This is a genomic window from Pseudomonas sp. 21615526 (genome assembly GCF_013386245.1).
GTDB lineage: Bacteria > Pseudomonadota > Gammaproteobacteria > Pseudomonadales > Pseudomonadaceae > Aquipseudomonas.
Genome location: NZ_JACAOM010000002.1, coordinates 115,115 through 131,491, shown reverse-complemented (window position 1 = coordinate 131,491; position 16,377 = coordinate 115,115). Strand labels below are relative to the sequence as shown.

The 16,377-nt window shown below is 55.3% G+C and carries 24 protein-coding genes, 1 tRNA gene and 1 pseudogene; 16 read left to right on the top strand and 10 right to left on the bottom strand.

From position 1 onward, the window contains the following. The first annotated feature begins 37 nt into the window (after positions 1-37). The 5 genes from HX786_RS00730 (at position 38) to HX786_RS00710 (ending at position 2,296) form a co-directional block, all read left to right on the top strand. A complete protein-coding gene (locus HX786_RS00730; protein ID WP_178911559.1) occupies positions 38-475 on the top strand; it encodes a hypothetical protein in 438 nt (145 codons plus the stop codon). Next, on the top strand, positions 472-663 hold the full coding sequence (locus HX786_RS00725) for a hypothetical protein (protein WP_178911558.1): 192 nt from the start codon (positions 472-474) through the stop codon (positions 661-663). The genes HX786_RS00730 and HX786_RS00725 overlap by 4 nt, the downstream gene beginning before the upstream one ends. After that, the gene (locus tag HX786_RS00720) at positions 660-854 is read left to right on the top strand and encodes a hypothetical protein (protein ID WP_124378401.1); all 195 of its coding nucleotides are present in this window, start codon (positions 660-662) and stop codon (positions 852-854) included. The genes HX786_RS00725 and HX786_RS00720 overlap by 4 nt, the downstream gene beginning before the upstream one ends. 156 nt (positions 855-1,010) lie before the next feature. After that, positions 1,011-1,736 carry a hypothetical protein gene (locus tag HX786_RS00715; protein ID WP_178911557.1) on the top strand — a complete coding sequence of 242 codons (726 nt, stop codon included), beginning with the start codon at positions 1,011-1,013 and terminating at the stop codon, positions 1,734-1,736. After that, a complete protein-coding gene (locus HX786_RS00710; RefSeq protein ID WP_178911556.1) occupies positions 1,733-2,296 on the top strand; it encodes a siphovirus Gp157 family protein in 564 nt (187 codons plus the stop codon). Before HX786_RS00715 ends, HX786_RS00710 begins: the two co-directional genes overlap by 4 nt. Positions 2,297-2,336: 40 nt before the next feature. On the opposite strand, the gene HX786_RS00705 is transcribed toward HX786_RS00710, so the two are convergent. Beyond that, the gene (locus tag HX786_RS00705) at positions 2,337-2,822 is read right to left on the bottom strand and encodes a hypothetical protein (protein WP_178911555.1); all 486 of its coding nucleotides are present in this window, start codon (positions 2,820-2,822) and stop codon (positions 2,337-2,339) included. A 143-nt stretch (positions 2,823-2,965) separates the two neighbouring features. On the opposite strand from HX786_RS00705, the gene HX786_RS00700 reads away from it, so the two are divergent. Next, the gene (locus HX786_RS00700) at positions 2,966-3,274 is read left to right on the top strand and encodes a hypothetical protein (RefSeq protein WP_178911554.1); all 309 of its coding nucleotides are present in this window, start codon (positions 2,966-2,968) and stop codon (positions 3,272-3,274) included. A gap of 66 nt (positions 3,275-3,340) precedes the next feature. Here the strand turns inward: HX786_RS00700 and HX786_RS00695 are convergent, their stop codons facing one another. After that, on the bottom strand, positions 3,341-4,198 hold the full coding sequence (locus HX786_RS00695; protein ID WP_178911553.1) for a TIR domain-containing protein: 858 nt from the start codon (positions 4,196-4,198) through the stop codon (positions 3,341-3,343). Between the two features lie 134 nt (positions 4,199-4,332). Here HX786_RS00695 and HX786_RS00690 point away from each other — a divergent pair, with 134 nt between their 5' ends. Further along, positions 4,333-4,893: a hypothetical protein gene (locus HX786_RS00690; protein WP_178911552.1), complete on the top strand. Its 561-nt coding sequence runs from the start codon at positions 4,333-4,335 to the stop codon at positions 4,891-4,893. A 132-nt stretch (positions 4,894-5,025) separates the two neighbouring features. Here HX786_RS00690 and HX786_RS00685 read toward each other — a convergent pair whose 3' ends face one another. Both HX786_RS00685 and HX786_RS00680 read right to left on the bottom strand, forming a co-directional pair. Then, positions 5,026-5,553, bottom strand: coding sequence for a hypothetical protein (locus HX786_RS00685; RefSeq protein ID WP_178911551.1), 528 nt, complete (start codon positions 5,551-5,553; stop codon positions 5,026-5,028). 76 nt (positions 5,554-5,629) lie between these two features. Continuing rightward, positions 5,630-6,829 (bottom strand): HNH endonuclease, encoded by a 1,200-nt coding sequence (locus HX786_RS00680; protein WP_178911550.1) that lies wholly within the window; start codon positions 6,827-6,829, stop codon positions 5,630-5,632. Between the two features lie 94 nt (positions 6,830-6,923). Here HX786_RS00680 and HX786_RS00675 point away from each other — a divergent pair, with 94 nt between their 5' ends. Together HX786_RS00675 and HX786_RS00670 are read left to right on the top strand one after the other, a co-directional pair. Beyond that, on the top strand, positions 6,924-7,355 hold the full coding sequence (locus HX786_RS00675; RefSeq protein WP_178911549.1) for a hypothetical protein: 432 nt from the start codon (positions 6,924-6,926) through the stop codon (positions 7,353-7,355). Next, positions 7,352-7,660, top strand: a pseudogene (locus tag HX786_RS00670) (DUF4406 domain-containing protein). Before HX786_RS00675 ends, HX786_RS00670 begins: the two are co-directional and overlap by 4 nt. On the opposite strand, the gene HX786_RS00665 reads toward HX786_RS00670, so the two are convergent. Then, positions 7,657-7,983 (bottom strand): hypothetical protein, encoded by a 327-nt coding sequence (locus tag HX786_RS00665; RefSeq protein ID WP_178911548.1) that lies wholly within the window; start codon positions 7,981-7,983, stop codon positions 7,657-7,659. The pseudogene HX786_RS00670 and the gene HX786_RS00665 overlap by 4 nt on opposite strands. A 101-nt stretch (positions 7,984-8,084) precedes the next feature. Here HX786_RS00665 and HX786_RS00660 point away from each other — a divergent pair, with 101 nt between their 5' ends. The 5 genes from HX786_RS00660 to xerC all read left to right on the top strand — a co-directional run bounded on the left by HX786_RS00660 (position 8,085) and on the right by xerC (position 11,538). Further along, positions 8,085-8,765, top strand: coding sequence for a hypothetical protein (locus tag HX786_RS00660; RefSeq protein WP_178911547.1), 681 nt, complete (start codon positions 8,085-8,087; stop codon positions 8,763-8,765). Positions 8,766-9,175: 410 nt separating this feature from the next. Beyond that, positions 9,176-10,030, top strand: a complete 855-nt coding sequence (locus HX786_RS00655) for a DNA adenine methylase (protein ID WP_178911546.1) — start codon at positions 9,176-9,178, stop codon at positions 10,028-10,030. Between the two features lie 42 nt (positions 10,031-10,072). Beyond that, positions 10,073-10,294, top strand: a complete 222-nt coding sequence (locus HX786_RS00650) for a hypothetical protein (protein ID WP_178911545.1) — start codon at positions 10,073-10,075, stop codon at positions 10,292-10,294. A gap of 2 nt (positions 10,295-10,296) precedes the next feature. Continuing rightward, entirely contained in the window at positions 10,297-10,506 is a 210-nt protein-coding gene (locus tag HX786_RS00645; RefSeq protein ID WP_177021937.1) for a DUF4224 domain-containing protein, read from the top strand. Continuing rightward, positions 10,507-11,538 (top strand): tyrosine recombinase XerC, encoded by a 1,032-nt coding sequence (xerC, locus tag HX786_RS00640; protein WP_102368912.1) that lies wholly within the window; start codon positions 10,507-10,509, stop codon positions 11,536-11,538. A gap of 80 nt (positions 11,539-11,618) precedes the next feature. Here the strand turns inward: xerC and HX786_RS00635 are convergent. From HX786_RS00635 to HX786_RS00625, 3 genes are all read right to left on the bottom strand, one after another. Next, positions 11,619-11,705, bottom strand: a tRNA-Leu gene (locus HX786_RS00635). 822 nt (positions 11,706-12,527) lie between these two features. Continuing rightward, complete coding sequence (locus tag HX786_RS00630; protein ID WP_178911544.1) at positions 12,528-13,136, bottom strand: LysE family translocator; 609 nt, start codon at positions 13,134-13,136, stop codon at positions 12,528-12,530. 176 nt (positions 13,137-13,312) lie between these two features. Next, positions 13,313-13,636, bottom strand: a complete 324-nt coding sequence (locus HX786_RS00625; RefSeq protein WP_177028201.1) for a helix-turn-helix domain-containing protein — start codon at positions 13,634-13,636, stop codon at positions 13,313-13,315. Between the two features lie 83 nt (positions 13,637-13,719). Here HX786_RS00625 and HX786_RS00620 point away from each other — a divergent pair, with 83 nt between their 5' ends. Together HX786_RS00620 and HX786_RS00615 are read left to right on the top strand one after the other, a co-directional pair. Further along, positions 13,720-14,040 (top strand): hypothetical protein, encoded by a 321-nt coding sequence (locus tag HX786_RS00620; RefSeq protein ID WP_178911543.1) that lies wholly within the window; start codon positions 13,720-13,722, stop codon positions 14,038-14,040. 239 nt (positions 14,041-14,279) lie between these two features. After that, positions 14,280-14,660, top strand: a complete 381-nt coding sequence (locus HX786_RS00615; RefSeq protein ID WP_178911542.1) for a DUF1090 family protein — start codon at positions 14,280-14,282, stop codon at positions 14,658-14,660. Between the two features lie 167 nt (positions 14,661-14,827). Here the strand turns inward: HX786_RS00615 and HX786_RS00610 are convergent, their stop codons facing one another. Continuing rightward, entirely contained in the window at positions 14,828-15,322 is a 495-nt protein-coding gene (locus HX786_RS00610; RefSeq protein WP_087693941.1) for a hypothetical protein, read from the bottom strand. 421 nt (positions 15,323-15,743) lie between these two features. Next, positions 15,744-16,280: a spore coat protein U domain-containing protein gene (locus HX786_RS00605; protein ID WP_178911541.1), complete on the bottom strand. Its 537-nt coding sequence runs from the start codon at positions 16,278-16,280 to the stop codon at positions 15,744-15,746. Between the last annotated feature and the right edge of the window lie 97 nt (positions 16,281-16,377).

The window sequence follows — 16,377 nt, the reverse complement described above, 5'->3', positions numbered from 1 at the left end:
GAATACAGGTGAACAACCCGCCACCTTGGAGGCGACCATGAACGCAGCATTCAATATTTGCCAGGAGCGTTACGACGCTCAGTTGCCTCCAGAGGTCAGCGAGGGCGACGAGGTGACTGACTGGCTTGAGCATTCCGCAGAGCGCCTGGTGTGCGGCGTCGACATCAAGTGGAAGCGCCGCTACGGCCAGTCCCAAGTGGTGACGTTCGATCGGTTCTGCACTGTTCTGCAGGGCCACCTGAACCAGCGCCAGATCGACGGTCTGGACCAGCGCGATTCGTTTGCCCGCCTGCTGCTGTCGGCAATGCTCGGCAGCCAGAGCGATGCCCGCGCCCACGCTGCCGACTTGCTGGGCCAGCAGCGTCCGATTGAGGCGGTCGAGAAGATCGCTGTGGCGCTGCTGAGACCCTACGCCGAAGACGCGGTAGCAGCGGAACGGGAAGAGCGCGAAGACGACGTGGATACTGATCTATGAGCCCGCACATCCTGATCGATGAGGCGCTGGAGGCCCTGCAGCATCCCGCCAGCGAGCCCGGCGCCCAGGCGGTGGTGGTGCGGATGATCACCAACATGCTCACCGGCGACGCGATCACCGTCGAAGAATTCAACCACTATTGCCAGCGCCTGCTGAAAATCACCAGGCACCGCAAGGAGGCTGCATGACCACCGCACCAGTTAAATCGCTGATCGACGAGCAGCTCGACGACGTTGAGTCAAAGCTGATCATGCTGGGCTTCGGCCTCCCCTTCAATGAAGTGATCGGCCAGCCGCGTGAGCGTGCCGTGGCCACCTTGCCGAAGCGCCTTGCAGCAACCATGAAGGGCGGGCGGATCGCGGTGAGGGTTCGGCCGTGACCACCCACCAGCGCACCCGGCGCCTACTCATCTGGCGCGGTTCCTTCCCTGTCCTCGCCCTCTTCACCTTCCTGATGTTGCTCAGCGCCCTCGCTGACCGAATCACTCAATAACCAACACCTTCAATCGCTGCGAGCATCGCGGCAAGGATTCCCCATGTCGACAAACATGCACATCTGGGAAAAGGTCAGCACGACCGACACCCGCTACACCAAAGCTGCCGAGGTTGGCGGACAGAAGATCACCAGCCTGAACGGCACGGCGATGATCATGAAAGCCACGGAGATATTCGGGCCTGTCGGCATCGGGTTTGGGTGGTCAGTCATGGAGGAGCGCTTCGACGAAGGCTCAGAAATGGCCAGCGGCGAAGGCGACAAACGCCTCGTACTGGGTCGAGAGCTCAACCACACCATCAAGATTCGCTTCTGGTTCGAGCTGGACGGCAAGCGCGGCGAGATCGAGCAGTACGGCTGCACTCGCTACCTCTACAAATCGAAGTTCGGTACGACAACCGATGGCGAGGCGCCGAAGAAATCGCTGACCGATGCCATCAAGAAATCGCTATCTATGCTCGGCTTCAGCGCCGACGTGTTCCTGGGGATGTTTGACGACGCGGAGTACGTCAATCAACTGAAGGACGAAGAGCTGATTGAACACGCCGAAGACCAGGAGGCCGAAAGGGCTCGCCAGCAGCAGGAGCGCCTAGACTACATCAAATCGGTTATCGACACGATGGCCGGAGCCCAGTCCCCCCAAGAGCTGAAAAAGATCCATGACGTTGCGGTACGCAAACTCACTCTGCGCAAGGACACCAAGGGCGCCGAGCGTATCTCGCTGGAATGGAAGCGAATCACCGATGCCGATAAGGAGGCTGCAGCATGACCCAGCTCTACACACTCACCGGCAAGCTGGCCGAACTTCAAGCAATGGCTGACACCGACCACGAGGGGTTGAAGGAGGCTCTGCAGTACGCCATGGAGGAGATCCAGGGCGAGTTCGGCGATAAGGCTGAGAGCGTCGTCATGCTGAGTCGGAACATCCAAGGCGACATCGACGCAATAGACAAAGAAGTCGACCGGCTGAATGAGCTCAAGCGCATCCGGAAGAATACCGTAGGCAAGCTCGACGAGTACTTGCGCAATAACATGGAGGCCTCCGATATCAAGACGATCAGGCGACCGTTGTTCACGATCACTCTGGCTTTGGCGCCCGAAAAGGTCATCGTCGATAAAGAAGACGATATCCCGGATGACTTCATCGACACCAAAACCGTGTTCTCTCCCGACAAGCGTGCTATCGCGACCAAGCTCAAGGAAATCCGAGATCACAACGCAGCCGTAAGAAAGCGTATGGCGGCCGGTGAGGATGCGGAGCACGAACTTTTACCCGAACCAGCCTGGGCTCACCTGGAGCGAGGCGACAGTTCAATCCGCATTAAGTGAGGCCCTCATGATCAGCAACTACCTCAGCCTGGTCGAGGCGCTACGCCCGGCCTCGGATGAACTGGCGGCCCAGGTCGCCCAGTTCCTGGCCAGCGGCGGCCAGATCGAAGAAGCGGCGCCCGTCGGCTACAAACCGAAGCCCATCACCTACAGCAACCAGATGCCGCCGGCGCCGAAGCCGTTTGTTCGGCGTCGGGTTGAAGCGGCTCCCCTGCCCCTCGATAAGGACGACATCCGCACCCAGGAGCGACTCAAGCTGGCTGAGCAAATACGTCAACTCGGCGTTACGCACACCCAAACCGAAGTAGCTGCTGCACTCGGTGTCAGCCGTCGGCTCATCTACAACTACGCCGCCCGGTACGACATCACGTTCAAGGCGCCAACGAGAGGCGGCGCCCGGAACTTGGTGCACAACACGGTCGATAAGGAGCGCGACGCGAAGTTCGCCGAGCGCATCAAGGCCTTCAAGGAGCTGGGGATCTCCCGCCGGCAGTGCTGCGGGAAGCTGGCGATCGGCAACAAGCATTCGAGCGGATCATCGCGGCGCACGGGATCGACTATCCAAAGCTGGTCCGGAGGGCCACTCGATGCGCCGCATAGCCCGCACCCAGCAACGCAAACGTCAAACCTGGCTCGCACTGCCGGCCAGCGGAATAGAAGAGGTAGGACATGGCCAAATCAGTACAGGAACGGTCGGCCAAGGCTGCGCAGAAGCGCCTGGCGGTCGCCGAGAAGGAATTGCGACACAAGGTCAGACCCGGCATCGAGCAGGCCATGGAACGTATCCGGCTGCGAGGACAGGTGCCAATCATCAGCGAGGTCCTGCAGATCGCCATCATGAAGATGGACTTGATGACCGATGACGAGCTTGCGGCCTTCTTATGTTATCCGCCCCACGAGATCGTTATTAGCGAAAAGGTGGCGCGGATGTTTCGAGATGAGAGTTTGGCTGAGCTGAAGCGTGATCCGGACGATTAAACTATTCATCCAGATTAAATATGCGATGAAATTTCATTCAGCCAAAATCTACACTCGTTACGTACATTAGGAGAAAAGCTTTCCTTTCTTTCCAAGAGATGTAGTCGATGGACTTCTTTCGCTAACAATAATACCTCGCTTAAATAGCTGTTCCTTAATCCACTCTTGAGGGTATCCGCGCTTCTCCAACTCGGAAACGACAACAAGGGGAGATTGCTCACTCGCCAACAAAGCATCAATTAAGGGATCAGTATCTACTAGAACACCATTTTTCGACATAAACATAGCATCCGAACTAAATGCACCTGACGAAACATGTGCTTTATCAAACTCGAATCGATCCTCAATCCCCCTCACTCGACTACTGAGCGAACGTGTATGTTTAAGAATTTCCGTAAGGATGCTTTCTTCGCTCCTCGGTTCAGCCACTTCAGTTGGCGGCGTGTCCTTTAAGGCTTTGGCGAATTTCTGCTCGAACTGAGGCCAGTAAGTATCAAATACCTGCCGCAATATCTTTTCCTCTAATCTCTGAGTTTCTAAGCATCCATTTAGAGAGCATATCAACCCCCACATACTCGTTTTGTCTGGCTGCGTATGATTAAACTGCGCCAAAGGATCTTCTATATCACTCGGTAGAAGGTCAATCAAAAAAGTACACACACGATTAGTGTTCAAGCCTTTAGCCAAAGCACCTGTTTCAAAAAGAATCCATGGCTTATCTTTATTTTCGTGCGTTAAGCAGACTATTCCTGCAGCCGTGTCCTTCAATTGATCGGATATTTCCGAGAACCAAATAGCCCCTTTATCGATATCTCGAGTGGATATCCAAGGATGGGAGGCCTGAAGAACACATTTTATCCAATCGCTAATTAACTCAGCTACTGCCTTACTGCGCTGACCAGACCAGCTTACAAAAACCTTCATTTTCAGCTCCATGCGACATGATCCAAGTTGAGCAATGTCGCATAGCCAGCATACAAAAATCTACCATTCACATTCACATTCACATTCACTTCCGCATCCGGTCACGGATGGCGGCGCCTGACTGGAGATCATCCATGAGCAACTACATGTACAAGACCACTGCCCCGGCCGTGGTTGCCGCGGTAATCGCCTGGGAGGCTAAACGCAAAGAGTGGGACGCCCAGCGCGCCAAGCTTGGCCAGGTGTTTGGTTGTGCGGCCTCGCCGATGCGGTCAGGCAATCGGAGCTACGTCGGCGGCGTGAAAATCAGTGATAGCCGCGAGCTGGACGTGCACTGGTGCCGCCCCGACCAATACGGGTACCGCTCGCTCCGCTCCAGCGCCAAGCACGCGAAAGGATCGCCGAAGGAAGCACGCGCCGCCCAGGTCGCCGAGCATGAGCGTCTGTCGGCACTGTGGAAGGAGCATTGCCCGGCCAGCATCGACATGGACGAAGCCTGGGAGGCGATCGGCCTGAACCCGGGCGCCTTATGGATGAGCGGCGGCGTATTCTTCGAACTGGACGGCGCGGTCTATTTGAACTTGGGCATTCGGCTCGAAAATGACGCCGAGCAGATTGAAGGCGCCACCGAGATTCTCGGCAGCGAATTTGAAGCGGCGCGGCAGAAGGTGTTGGGCCAGCGCAAAGCGACCTGACCCGACCCAATCGTTCAGCCCTATTCGCCATGGTGTCACGGCCTGAGACTCTCACAACAGAAAAGCGTCCGCGACAACTTAAAAGTTTTAGAGAGTCTGGAGTGGAGAAAATAAAACTAGAATTTTTTATTCTTATAGTATCTTCGCTTCGTCAATAATTTTTTCGCTTGTTTGCTGGCCTAACGTTCGCGTACTTTCCACCATCCTATCCAACTCTTGAGTCACGCCATTGCAAGCAGTTTTAGCACTCTCCACTTTTAATTTAGCCGCATCGCCAGCATAAATCGATTTGTACTCACTCTCTGCCTGACGCAATGTCTCAGCATAGTTTATGAAAGACTCCTCCAAACTGATTATACTGAGACAGTTATCGTAATAATTTCCTATTAGCGCTGCCAAGTTTTTACTAACGTATAGCCCCGCTGTTCTAGCCTGAGACTCGAAAACAATAATGGTTTCGCGATCAATATATCTCCGCTTAAGCTCCAAGTGCCGAAGCGATGACAAGAACCCTTCTAATAACTCACGCTGATACAGGTGCAGGCCTATTTTGTTTGCAATCCTCGCCTCACTAGAAGATTTCCAAGCAAACACCCCAGCGGCAACGGAAACAAAAAAAGCAGCAACAGAAATTACGTTAGCCCATCCACTAGTATCCAACTCGACCCCCTTTATTCGGCTCCATGCCGGTCACCCGTAATACCCCATATCAACAAATACCGCCATTCGAAAGCAATCAGCTTTTAAGTAAAACTCGACGGTGATATGACAAAAAAACGCGCTGAGGCGCAGTAAATTCACCGGTATTTTTCGTTTCACTTAGACCCCAAGCCCTGAAAACTGGCATGGCACGTTTCGATACAATCACGTCACCATTGTCCTCGAACGATATCCAGCCGCGATCAAAAAGCCTATCAACATGTGGAGCAAGCATTAGTCCATTGCTCCCGTCCAGGCGCTCTTGATTGCTGCAGTCCTTCCAGGGCTTAATGTGGCTTGCATTTAAAAAATCCAAATCAGAGACGTCAGTGAGTCGACATTTCGGCTCGACAGCGTAAGTGTTTGACCGAAACTTACCCTGACCTATGCGAGCGTTAATAAGCTGCTTTTTTTCAGTTTCTAGTAGTTCCGAGTTATTACTAATGGCGCTCTCCTGCCGATCCTCAACTCGTCGATCAATCTCCTCTTCGAGCTCGATAGGAATGGGTAAAGATTTGAATGACTCTGGACTTTTATTTTTTGAAATATCCAGTATCACGAGACCAAGCTCTTCTGAGATGGATGACAAATAGCGCCCTTGGTTTCCATCCCCTGTATCCCGCAAGGGAGAGTATTTCGTTGGAAGCAGCGGCACAATTCTATCTAAGTATTGCTTTGGCCGAATGGCGTCCGACAATAGTGCCCACTGGATAGGTACCTGCCAACCCAACGTATCCCAGTAATCTGATTCACTTTCGTAACCATCGGGAATTGGAGCCTCTGTATAGTCCCCTCTGGCAATACCTATCGCTCGCACCTTGGTATTAGAGTAGGAAATGACTACGTCACCTCTGCGAATCTTTTTCATACTCTCATAAGCTTCACTGCGGCCTCCGTCCCTATTAGTTTTTGGAGACCAGATAAACCCCCTCTGTATCTCCAGCTTATATGTACGCTTGTGGATGACCCACCAGTAATTAGGGGGGCGACGCAACGGGGATTTGCTTTGAGAGTTCTTTAAATTAGTTAGTTCGTATCCCGCATCGAGAGCCGCAACTTGTGCCATATCAGTATGTGTTTCAACTGGATCAATACCTCTGGCCATCGCATAGATGTATTTCAACGGATAAATTTCGCCATCGGCCGCAACGAGATGCCAATCAGGCTTTACAAACGTCCAGGGGCGGTGTCCCTGTTTGAACTGGGAGATAGCGGCTTCAAAATCGGATCGGTTCATCGGACGTCCTCTGTCGGGACGGAAATCATATCTGAAGTAAACACCTTATAAAATATTCCTACATCACCCGGGCATGGCCCGGTAAGGACTCCCCATGCCTACAGAAAACAAACTCACCCTGAAACAACAGCGAGCCGAGCAGGTGAATCAGGTGATCCGGATCATCGGCACTCACGGCCGGCGCTTCTTCTTCAACCAGGCCGCTGATCGCTACGCCAGCATGGAAGTGGATCAGCGCGGCAAGGTCTGGTTCATTGACGACTACAGCGCGCGGCGGATCTTCACGCACAAAACAACCTGGGGTGGCCGGTGGCGAGGCTTCAGCCATGGCGGCACGCTTCGTTCGCTCGTTGAGGGGTTCCGGGACTACATCCGCACCGGGGAGCCAATGCACCCTGGTTACCTCGGGCCTGAGCGGTTCGACGACAGCAACATTTGGGGTTACGACGCGGAAGGCATGAAGGCTGTACGCGAACAGGCCAGCGCCCTTCCAGTGTTTCGCCAACCCATCGCGGAGGCAGCATGAAGCGCATCTACCTGAGCGGCCCCATGACCGGCCTGCCCGGCCTCAACTTCGCCGCCTTCCACGCAATGACGACCAACCTGCGCGCCGGCGGCCACACCGTCACCAACCCCGCCGAGCTCAACGCCGACGGCGGCACCTGAAATGACTGCATGCGCCGCGACATTGCAGCCCTGATGGACTGCGACACCGTGGCCACCCTGCCCGGCTGGGAGCATTCAAAGGGTGCCCGCCTGGAAGTCCTGATCGCCGAACGCCTCGGCATGACGGTTGTGAATGCCCATGATCTGGCAACGAGAACAAATTAGTTGATCGACCAGAGAAAAACGGCTACGCCCCACACAAACCAGATTACAGCAGCGCCCCCAGCGATCCATAGAGCCAGCCCAAAAGTCCATACGTAAACAACGTCCTTTTGCTTGCAATCATTTAGGACAGCTACGAATCCGCTTACCAAGAGAAAAAATAATCCGATCGTAACGAGAGAGGCTATTAAACCAACAACCCCTTGGAACATCATTTTCAGAATGGAAACGTTCTGCAGCGCCTGTTGCGTGCTGAGCCAAACAAGCGATACCCCTGTCAATGTCGCGATTGAGCTCGCAACACTGAGCATTTCAGACCATTTCACAGCACTGTTCCTTGTCTTTTATAACGCCAGATATTCTCGCATACCCACATCAATCCACATACACACAGCCGCATAACCGAATTGCGGCCTAGGACGAAGTCATGCCTGAAATAAAGGAACGCCCCATCCTGTTCTCGGCGCCGATGGTGCGCGCCATCCTGGAAGGCCGTAAGACGGTCACGCGGCGGGCAATCAAGGTTCAGCCACATATCGACGCCAGTGGCAATTTCTGCGTAGGCGGCTCCAACTACGGCCAGGACGGTTACGGCAAACCTGTGACCAAGCACTTCGTCAATGACTGCTGCCCCTACGGCAAGCCCGGCGACCGGCTTTGGGTGCGCGAGACCTGGGCGCGCATCCGGGTAGCCCAGGCGCCTGACCAGGAGTGGGTTGTGTACCGCGAGTGCGACAACCGCACGGACTACGGAGGCCCTTGGAAACCGGGCATCCACATGTTACGCCGTGACAGCCGCATTCTGCTGGAGGTCACCGCCGTTCGCGGCGAGCGGCTGCAGGACATCAGCGACGAGCAGGCGCAGGCCGAGGGAATAATCCCGGTACCGAAAACCACGGAAGGCTCACATCAGTTCTGGCGTAACTACCACCTTAGCGGCGACGGCACGTTCTGCGTACGCACTCCTAAGGAGTCGTTCGAGTCGCTCTGGTGCCATGTTGCCGGCGGATCATTCCCGAAGGGAGCAGCTGCATACCAGGCATCACCGCACAGCTGGAACGCCAACCCGTGGGTCTGGGTGGTCGAGTTCAAGCGGGTGACGCCATGATCGCCACCCGCGGTGACTGGCGGACGACGTTACGGAAGCTGACTATCAACCCAGCGCTCTGCCGCTGACATTGCTTCGTCCAGGGCGGCCGGGTAATCGGCCCACGGCCCTGCCAGCTCAGCCGCGACTTCACCCATTCCGTGCGTGTTCGCGGGCTCGATGATTGTCGCGGATGCAGGCACCCGATCGTTAGGTCTTTTCCAGACGAACTTGAGGAATACCGTGTGACCTCGGTACTCATGAGCGATCGGCACATCGAGGTTGTGTGACACGCGTCCTCCCACAGTCGCAACGACTTGAACACCTGTTGTACACCCATCCAAAGGGTTGAGAAACCCGAGCAAAGAGCCATTACTCCATTCCCCTACATGCCTGCCGGTGAGCGGCGGGCGCACGCCTGGAAAATATTTATGACCATCACCGCCCCGGTCATCCGGTACCACGGCGCCAAGTTCCGGCTTGCGCCGTGGGTGTTGCAACACTTCCCACCGCACACCTGCTACGTAGAGTCGTTCGGCGGCGCCGCTGGCGTGCTGATGCAAAAGCCTCGGTCGTATGCCGAGGTGTACAACGACCTCGATGGCGACATCGTGAATCTGTTTAGGGTTTTGCAGGATCAGGATTCGCGATCGGGACTTGTTGAGAGCCTGGTATTCACGCCCTATTCCCGCGAAGAGTTCGAACTGTCTTGGGAACCGAGCACCGAGCCGATCGAGCGTGCAAGACGAACAATCATCAGGGCGCAAATGGGCTTCGGCTCCGCCGGTGCCACCAAGGGCGCCACCGGCTTTCGCATCGATACCAAACGCCAGTACGGCACCGCGCAATCACTTTGGGCAACTTATCCAGAGCAGCTCGCCGAGGTTGGCCAGAGGCTGAGCGGCGTCCTAATCGAAAACCGCCCCGCGATCGAGGTGATCAAGGCGCATGACGGGCCGCAGACATTGCACTACGTCGACCCGCCCTATGTGCATGACACCAGGTACAAGGGCGCGTCGAGCGGACGGTACTACAGACACGAGATGGATGACGCCGCACATCGAGATCTACTCGGCGTTTTGCTCGAGCTAGAAGGAATGGTCGTGCTATCGGGTTACCCGAGTGACCTGTACGCGGAGCTGCTACCCGGCTGGGCCAGCTACAGCACATCCGCCCGCATCAGCGCAGGGCGCGGCACCGCCAACCGAACCGAATGCATCTGGCTTAACCCCGCCTGTGTCGATCGCGTAAGCCAGATCGGCCTGGACCTCTGCGAAAGAGCATAACCCTAACCCACCTTCTGCCGCCCAGCGCGGCAAGGACACCACATGTTCGCAATCAAACTCACCCTGATCCTGCTGGGCGCTTTGCTGTACCTGGTCGGCAGCGGCTGCTGGTTCTTTTGGCTCGGCCCACGCCTTCTGGCCGACGGCGAAACGGCCGACATCCTCTACGCCTTCGCCGGCACCTGCGGCTGGATGCTGATCACCTTCAGCCTGGTCATTCACATCATCAAGACAGCCCGGCCCACGGCGGCCGGCGGGAGGTAGTTATGGACGGTATTCACTTCCTGTCGCATGAAGAGGTTTGCACGCTTACCGGCGCGAAAACGAAAGCAGGCCAGGTGCAAGTTCTCAAAAGAAACGGCATTCGCCACACCATCAAACGCAGCGGGTGGCCTTGCGTCATCGCATCTGCACTCACTGGCGAGGCTGCCGGCGTGATGGAAAAACCGAAATGGCAACCGCGGCTGGTGGGGTAGATGGGACGAAAACCAACCCGGCCTGGGAGCATTCCCCGGCTACGCGAAAGGAAGCGTGGCGACACGACGTATTACCTTTACGACACAGGCGGGACACCACGCAAAGAAATACCATTGGGCAAGGACTACGGGCTGGCAATTTTGGAGTATGCAAAGCTCGAAAAAAGCCGTGTATCCCAGGCCATGGCGCAGGATGTACTGACTTTCGCCTATGTCGCTGAAAAATACATGCTGGAAGTTGTTCCAACTAAAGCGCCGGCGACGCAGAAAGACAACGCCAGAGAGCTGAAGCAGCTACTTGCCTTTTTCAATGACCCTCCGGCCCCGTTGGAAGCTATTGAGCCCCAGCACGTTGCTCAGTACTTGAGACATCGAGGAAAGACCGCACCTGTTCGTGCAAATCGCGAGAAAGCATTGCTCAGCTCGATCTGGAACTTCGCCAGGACCAGCGGCTACACGTCCTTGGCCAATCCCTGCGCCGGTGTTAAAGGCAATAAGGAAAGCGGACGTGACATCTACGTCGAAGATGAAATGCTCGCGATGGTGTATTTGCACGCAGACCAGCCGCTAAAAGACGCGCTCGATCTGTTCTACCTGACAGGTCAGCGTATCGCTGACACCCTAAAAATGGATGAGCGCGATATCAGGGAGGATCGCCTTGCTGTGCAGCAGGGAAAAACCAAGGCCAAGCGACGAATTGAAATCGTTGGGGAGTTGAAGGTTGTGATCGACCGAATACTGGCCAGGAAAGACAGTCATAAAATCCGGTCCAGCAAACTCATCGTTATGGACAACGGGCAGCCCATGACCAGCAGTATGTTACGGGGGAGATTTGATGCTGCGAGAGAAGCTGCCGGCGTAAAAAAGGCAGACTTTCAGATGCGGGACCTGCGCGCAAAAGCTGGTACCGATAAGGCGGAATCAAGCGGAGATATTCTGCAAGCCAGAGATCAGCTTGGACACACGACCGTGGTGATGACAGAGAACTACATCCGCAAACGTATCGGCAAAAAAGTTACGCCGACGAAGTGAATTGCGGAAAGGAGAAGAATATTGCGGAAAAACACAAAGAGCCAGCCAGGTCCTAAAACCCCGCAAACCCTTGAATATTATGGTGCCCGAAGCCGGAATCGAACCGGCACGCCCTTACGAGCGGGGGATTTTAAGTCCCATGCGTCTACCAGTTTCGCCATTCGGGCGGTAGCGCTATGCAGCAGGCCAAGCAGCGTTAAAAGCCCTTGAGCGTTGCAGCAGGCTAGGGAATATATAGATCCAGCCCCCTCGATGCAAGGTCGGGCGCGGGCTTTTTCAAACAATCAAGCGGCGCCCTGGCAAACAAAAAAGCTCGCCAGATCAGTCATCTACAGATTTTGCAGGCGGGAGTGGGCAATGGCGATACCGACCGCTTCACCAGGTGCCGCACCCGTGCCCCACCTGCATCAGGAAAAATAAGTCATTACCGCAATAACCACTGAAACCCAAACCAGGGTCATCAAAAACGACAGCGCAGCCAATGTCTTGCCCATTTGCCTACTCGCCCCGATGAAATCACTTCAAGGAACCCTCCCAGCGCCGCTTGAGAATAGCCACGCACGACGCAGTTCGCCTTCAACCTCCCACGAAAATCGTGGATACGATACTCCACGCAAAAGGTTAGTTCCTTCAGCAGTCCCGCCCACAAGTTACTGAGCCGCTGTTTATTCCCTGATACCCCAAAATGATCATCCCCGGCTTTCCTGCTCCTGCGGCGCCCCGGCCCATCTGATACGCTTTTTTCTACTGCATCTGCCCCTGTATCGAAAACCGCCCTGCCCTGACAATACTCCCACTCCCGACACGCCCGTGGAGCCCGGCAGGAACCGTCCTGCCGGCCCGTTCATTTCGGAGGCCTTATGGCTAAGATGGCATTTTTCCTGTTCGGTTTTCTTGCGCTGACCATCGCAATTGGTCTGCTGGCCACCATCTCACCGGTCTAGGATCCATGGCCTGCTGACGCAACCCGCTGGAGGTCAGAGGGCGTGTCAGCCGGCAAAAAACATCGGATACAACGACAGCACCAACAGCCCCGCCATCGACCAGTTGAACATCCGCAACCAGCGTGGCTCGCGCAGTACATTGCGCAAGCCGCTGCCGCAGCCGGCCCATACGCAAACGCTGGGCAGGTTTACCAAGGCAAACACCGCAGCAATCAACAGCACGTTGGTGACATAACCCTCGGCAGGCGTGTAGGTGGTGATCGCGCCCAGCGCCATGACCCAGGCCTTGGGGTTGACCCACTGGAAGGCCGCCGCGCCGAGAAACGTCATGGGTTTGCGCTTGTTATCGGTGTCATCGGACATCGCGCTGGACGTTGCGATTTTCCAGGCGAGGTACAGCAAATACGCCGCCCCCACATAACGCAATACGGTGTAGGCCCACGGCAACGCCTTGAACACTTCGCCCAGGCCCAGGCCCACGGCGATCACCAACAACATGAAGCCAATGCTGATCCCCAGTGCATGGGGGATCGAGCGAATAAAACCGAAGTTCACCCCGGACGCCAGCAACATGGTGTTATTGGGGCCGGGCGTAATCGAGGAGACAAAGGCGAACAGCGCAAAGGCTGACAACAGGCTTGAAGACATGAACATGGGCAACATCCGAACGAAGTACTGTGGCCAAGACAGTAGAACGTTGCGTCGGTATTCGCCCCGTACAGCTACCGGGAGATACGGGCATACACTTCATCAGGCCCGGGCATTCAACAAACAGTAATAGCGCACATGCACTGCCAGCTATACACCAAGCGGTTCCTTGCCCTGTGCCATTAATCAGCGGACAGCGACGAAGTGATTTGCGCAATCGCCTCCTGATCCAGGCAGTCCAGCGTGCGGTATTGGTTGATAATCGATGTCTCCTTTTCACTCAGGTCGTCCTGGTTGATCGCCGCCCTCTCCCCCGTCAGCACGTAAATCACGTCTACCCCCTTGCGCCGCAGGGCAATCAGGTAATCGGACTTGGGCAGCCGCACTCCACTTTCGTAATGCACCTGGGCATTGGCGGCGACACCGCCAATCGCACCAAACTCCTGCTGGGAAAGCCCAAGGACCTTGCGTTCTTCTTTCAGGCGGGCGCCGAGCTTGTCGTCCATGGTGGGTACCTCAAACCGTGTTTAACATCCACCATACGCTTATACGCAGGACCGGAGTCCATTCATATTGACACTAACGGCGAATGAGCCTTGCATCACCTGGACTCATTGCTCAGGATAGCGCTCTTGAGCTGAACATCGGCAGGGAAGCAGCAGGTTACCGAGGCCGACAACACATGACGCTCCATGAAGATAGCCCACTGCACATAGAGGTGTGCCAGCGCCAGAAACACCTCTGGTTCTGGGTGCCGGTTGGTTTTTTGATGGTTTTCTTGACGGTGACCTCGACGATTTCCCTGGGTACAAATCCGCCGGAATGGATGTTTGTCGCACTCAACTTTGGCTGGGCAATCGTCGCGCTGACACTGCTGGTGAAGCTATCGGGTATTTGTTGCGCCAAGTGAAGCACCCAGGCGTTTCAGCTTGCATCGCGCATCACTCGGGCTCGTGCCCTCACCTTGATACGTCGTCAATGCCAGACAAACAACGTGAAACAACTCACATTTATGGAGTTTCACGGTTGAAGGTCAAAATTTGACCAAATATATTTCGCCCCACCCGAGCGCTCACCTCTATACGGATATTGTTCTGCGCCTGCTCGGGCCCCCGGAGATGCGCAGGCAATAAAACATTGAGGTTTGCCATGCGTCTTTCCAAACTCGCCCCAGCCGCCGCCCTGTTCAGCCTGTTCACTTTGCCCGCCCACGCCGCCGACCTGTCTGCCCTCGCCGGTGCCCTGTCATCTGCCTTGGGGGGTGCCGGCAACAGCAACAACACCGTCAACGCCAACAGTGCCTCCTGCCAGCAACAGATCCGCGACCTGCAGACCAATATCAATGCGGCCAATGCCAAGGGCGATACGTTGCGCGCGACCGCGTTCCAGGCAGCACTGACACAAACCAACAAGAGCTGCAGCAACAGCACCTACAACACCCAGGCACAAGTGGACACTAACCCTCAGCGCCAGCAAAACGTGAACAAGGCTGCGGATGCGATCAACGCAATTGGCGGCTTGTTCAAGTAAGTCGGGCTGCCCTGCGAGAAGGCCCGCGATTGCGGTTTTTTCGCCCATCGTACTTACCGGCAGACAATAAAAAACCCCGTAGACGTTAATCTACGGGGTTTTCTGGTGTGGAGGATTGTCGTCCCCCTTCACCTTAGCCAATGGCCGCCGACAGCTGCCATGTTCGCTTATTTCTTGGCCCAGTTGAGGATGTACTTACCGTAAGCACCTTCAAACCCATCGACGGCAATCGAATAGGTTTCACCCTTCTTGGCTGAAAAAGTCACAGCACTGGTTACATCATTTTCCGACTGGTTATTGTTCGTGCCGGCCACCGGCATCGAATTCAGGCTCGTGCTTTTATAAACGGCAAGCACGGTGTCGAATTTTGAGCCTGTGGTATCAAATGTGAAGCTTGCATCTTCTGGCGAAGTCCATTTGCACCAGACCGAATGGTAAGGCTTGGCAAAAGGAATATGTCCAGACTCACCAGCCTGGCTGGTGGCTAGTGTAGTGTCGCCGGCAACTGTACCTTTAACACCCTCGATAACCGTGGCTTGCGAGAAATCATCTGCGCAGCTCAGCGAGCTGCTTGTGCCGTTGAGGCCCTGATAGATCAGCGTGCCGGCTCCGAGCACGACAACAGCAATGGCTATTGGGAAAATAATGCGTGGTACGGCCATGACTCTTCCTTTTGAGGCGTATAGTTTCTGAACTGCTGCCATAGCAAGCGCAGCTTTAAATGGAAAAATGGATATCGGCTGATTAACGCCCATGAAATCATGCCATGAACGTTAAAAATGGCACATCAAGCTATAAATCTCAGGAAACAAGTGGATTTTCTCTCGACCAGCCTGCCCGCCAGAGGCCCCTCGGTCACGAGGGGTGGCGATATTAACATGATGCATGCACCTGATCATCCAACTCCTGTCATCCCGTAGATGTCTTTAGGGGTGTGAATGCGATACAGGTAGAGATCAATTTAAAAATCAATAAATCTATGCCGTCTCCCGCTCAAAAATGGAAGACGGAGTTCAAAATGGAACAGCAAATAAATCATTTCCCTTGGCATCTGAAGATTGCCGCAAGCGATATACCTCATATTCAAAACGTCAGCGTGACCGCAATCGTGTCGGTATAAGTGCCGGCCGGCAAACCCACCTTACCTGGGGATTTACCGTAAATATTCACGGTTTGCGCAACCCCGGTGCTGGCCGCGAGATTGATAGTGCCGTTGTTGGCAAGAATTTGCGTGTGGGCGGCGTCGGTGTAGATGTCATAGGGCGCAAAGTGGCCGGCACCGTCTGCCAGGGCACGCGTTCCACCGGTGGATTTGCCATCATTGGCGCCGGACGTGATGGTCAATACCGGCGAAGTACCCGCCGAGCATTGAATAGACAAAGGCGCCCCGCCGCCGCCCAGCACTTGCCCATCAGCCTCGGTATACAGGGTGTTGGCGGTACCAAAGTTCAACGCACCGAAATTCAAGCCTGTGGTGCCTCCCACGCCGTTGACCAGGCAACTGTTGATCAATATCAGCGACGCACTGATTTGACCGGTGACAGTGGTCGCGGCCTGGGAGCCGGACATCCAGGCCAGTGTCGTCAACGCCAGTAAGACTCTTGAGATAAGTCCATTCATGAAGCTCTCCTTATGACTTGCCAACCCAGCGCGCCGGTTCAGGTCCCTGAGGTGGACCCTTGACACTTGTACAAGGATGGCCGTTGCGTAGAAGGTT

Bases quoted from the DNA above. Each gene is read 5' to 3' on its own strand.
- HX786_RS00720 (WP_124378401.1), top strand. From the start codon at position 660: ATGACCACCGCACCAGTTAAATCGCTGATCGACGAGCAGCTCGACGAC.
- xerC (WP_102368912.1), top strand. From the start codon at position 10,507: ATGGGACGAAAACCAACCCGGCCTGGGAGCATTCCCCGGCTACGCGAA.
- HX786_RS00705 (WP_178911555.1), bottom strand. From the start codon at position 2,822: ATGCTTGTTGCCGATCGCCAGCTTCCCGCAGCACTGCCGGCGGGAGAT.
- HX786_RS00680 (WP_178911550.1), bottom strand. From the start codon at position 6,829: ATGAACCGATCCGATTTTGAAGCCGCTATCTCCCAGTTCAAACAGGGA.
- HX786_RS00690 (WP_178911552.1), top strand. From the start codon at position 4,333: ATGAGCAACTACATGTACAAGACCACTGCCCCGGCCGTGGTTGCCGCG.
- HX786_RS00655 (WP_178911546.1), top strand. From the start codon at position 9,176: ATGACCATCACCGCCCCGGTCATCCGGTACCACGGCGCCAAGTTCCGG.
- HX786_RS00700 (WP_178911554.1), top strand. From the start codon at position 2,966: ATGGCCAAATCAGTACAGGAACGGTCGGCCAAGGCTGCGCAGAAGCGC.
- HX786_RS00715 (WP_178911557.1), top strand. From the start codon at position 1,011: ATGTCGACAAACATGCACATCTGGGAAAAGGTCAGCACGACCGACACC.
- HX786_RS00615 (WP_178911542.1), top strand. From the start codon at position 14,280: ATGCGTCTTTCCAAACTCGCCCCAGCCGCCGCCCTGTTCAGCCTGTTC.
- HX786_RS00660 (WP_178911547.1), top strand. From the start codon at position 8,085: ATGCCTGAAATAAAGGAACGCCCCATCCTGTTCTCGGCGCCGATGGTG.
- HX786_RS00695 (WP_178911553.1), bottom strand. From the start codon at position 4,198: ATGAAGGTTTTTGTAAGCTGGTCTGGTCAGCGCAGTAAGGCAGTAGCT.
- HX786_RS00730 (WP_178911559.1), top strand. From the start codon at position 38: ATGAACGCAGCATTCAATATTTGCCAGGAGCGTTACGACGCTCAGTTG.
- HX786_RS00630 (WP_178911544.1), bottom strand. From the start codon at position 13,136: ATGTTCATGTCTTCAAGCCTGTTGTCAGCCTTTGCGCTGTTCGCCTTT.
- HX786_RS00675 (WP_178911549.1), top strand. From the start codon at position 6,924: ATGCCTACAGAAAACAAACTCACCCTGAAACAACAGCGAGCCGAGCAG.
- HX786_RS00645 (WP_177021937.1), top strand. From the start codon at position 10,297: ATGGACGGTATTCACTTCCTGTCGCATGAAGAGGTTTGCACGCTTACC.
- HX786_RS00650 (WP_178911545.1), top strand. From the start codon at position 10,073: ATGTTCGCAATCAAACTCACCCTGATCCTGCTGGGCGCTTTGCTGTAC.
- HX786_RS00725 (WP_178911558.1), top strand. From the start codon at position 472: ATGAGCCCGCACATCCTGATCGATGAGGCGCTGGAGGCCCTGCAGCAT.
- HX786_RS00610 (WP_087693941.1), bottom strand. From the start codon at position 15,322: ATGGCCGTACCACGCATTATTTTCCCAATAGCCATTGCTGTTGTCGTG.
- HX786_RS00620 (WP_178911543.1), top strand. From the start codon at position 13,720: ATGAGCCTTGCATCACCTGGACTCATTGCTCAGGATAGCGCTCTTGAG.
- HX786_RS00625 (WP_177028201.1), bottom strand. From the start codon at position 13,636: ATGGACGACAAGCTCGGCGCCCGCCTGAAAGAAGAACGCAAGGTCCTT.
- HX786_RS00710 (WP_178911556.1), top strand. From the start codon at position 1,733: ATGACCCAGCTCTACACACTCACCGGCAAGCTGGCCGAACTTCAAGCA.
- HX786_RS00605 (WP_178911541.1), bottom strand. From the start codon at position 16,280: ATGAATGGACTTATCTCAAGAGTCTTACTGGCGTTGACGACACTGGCC.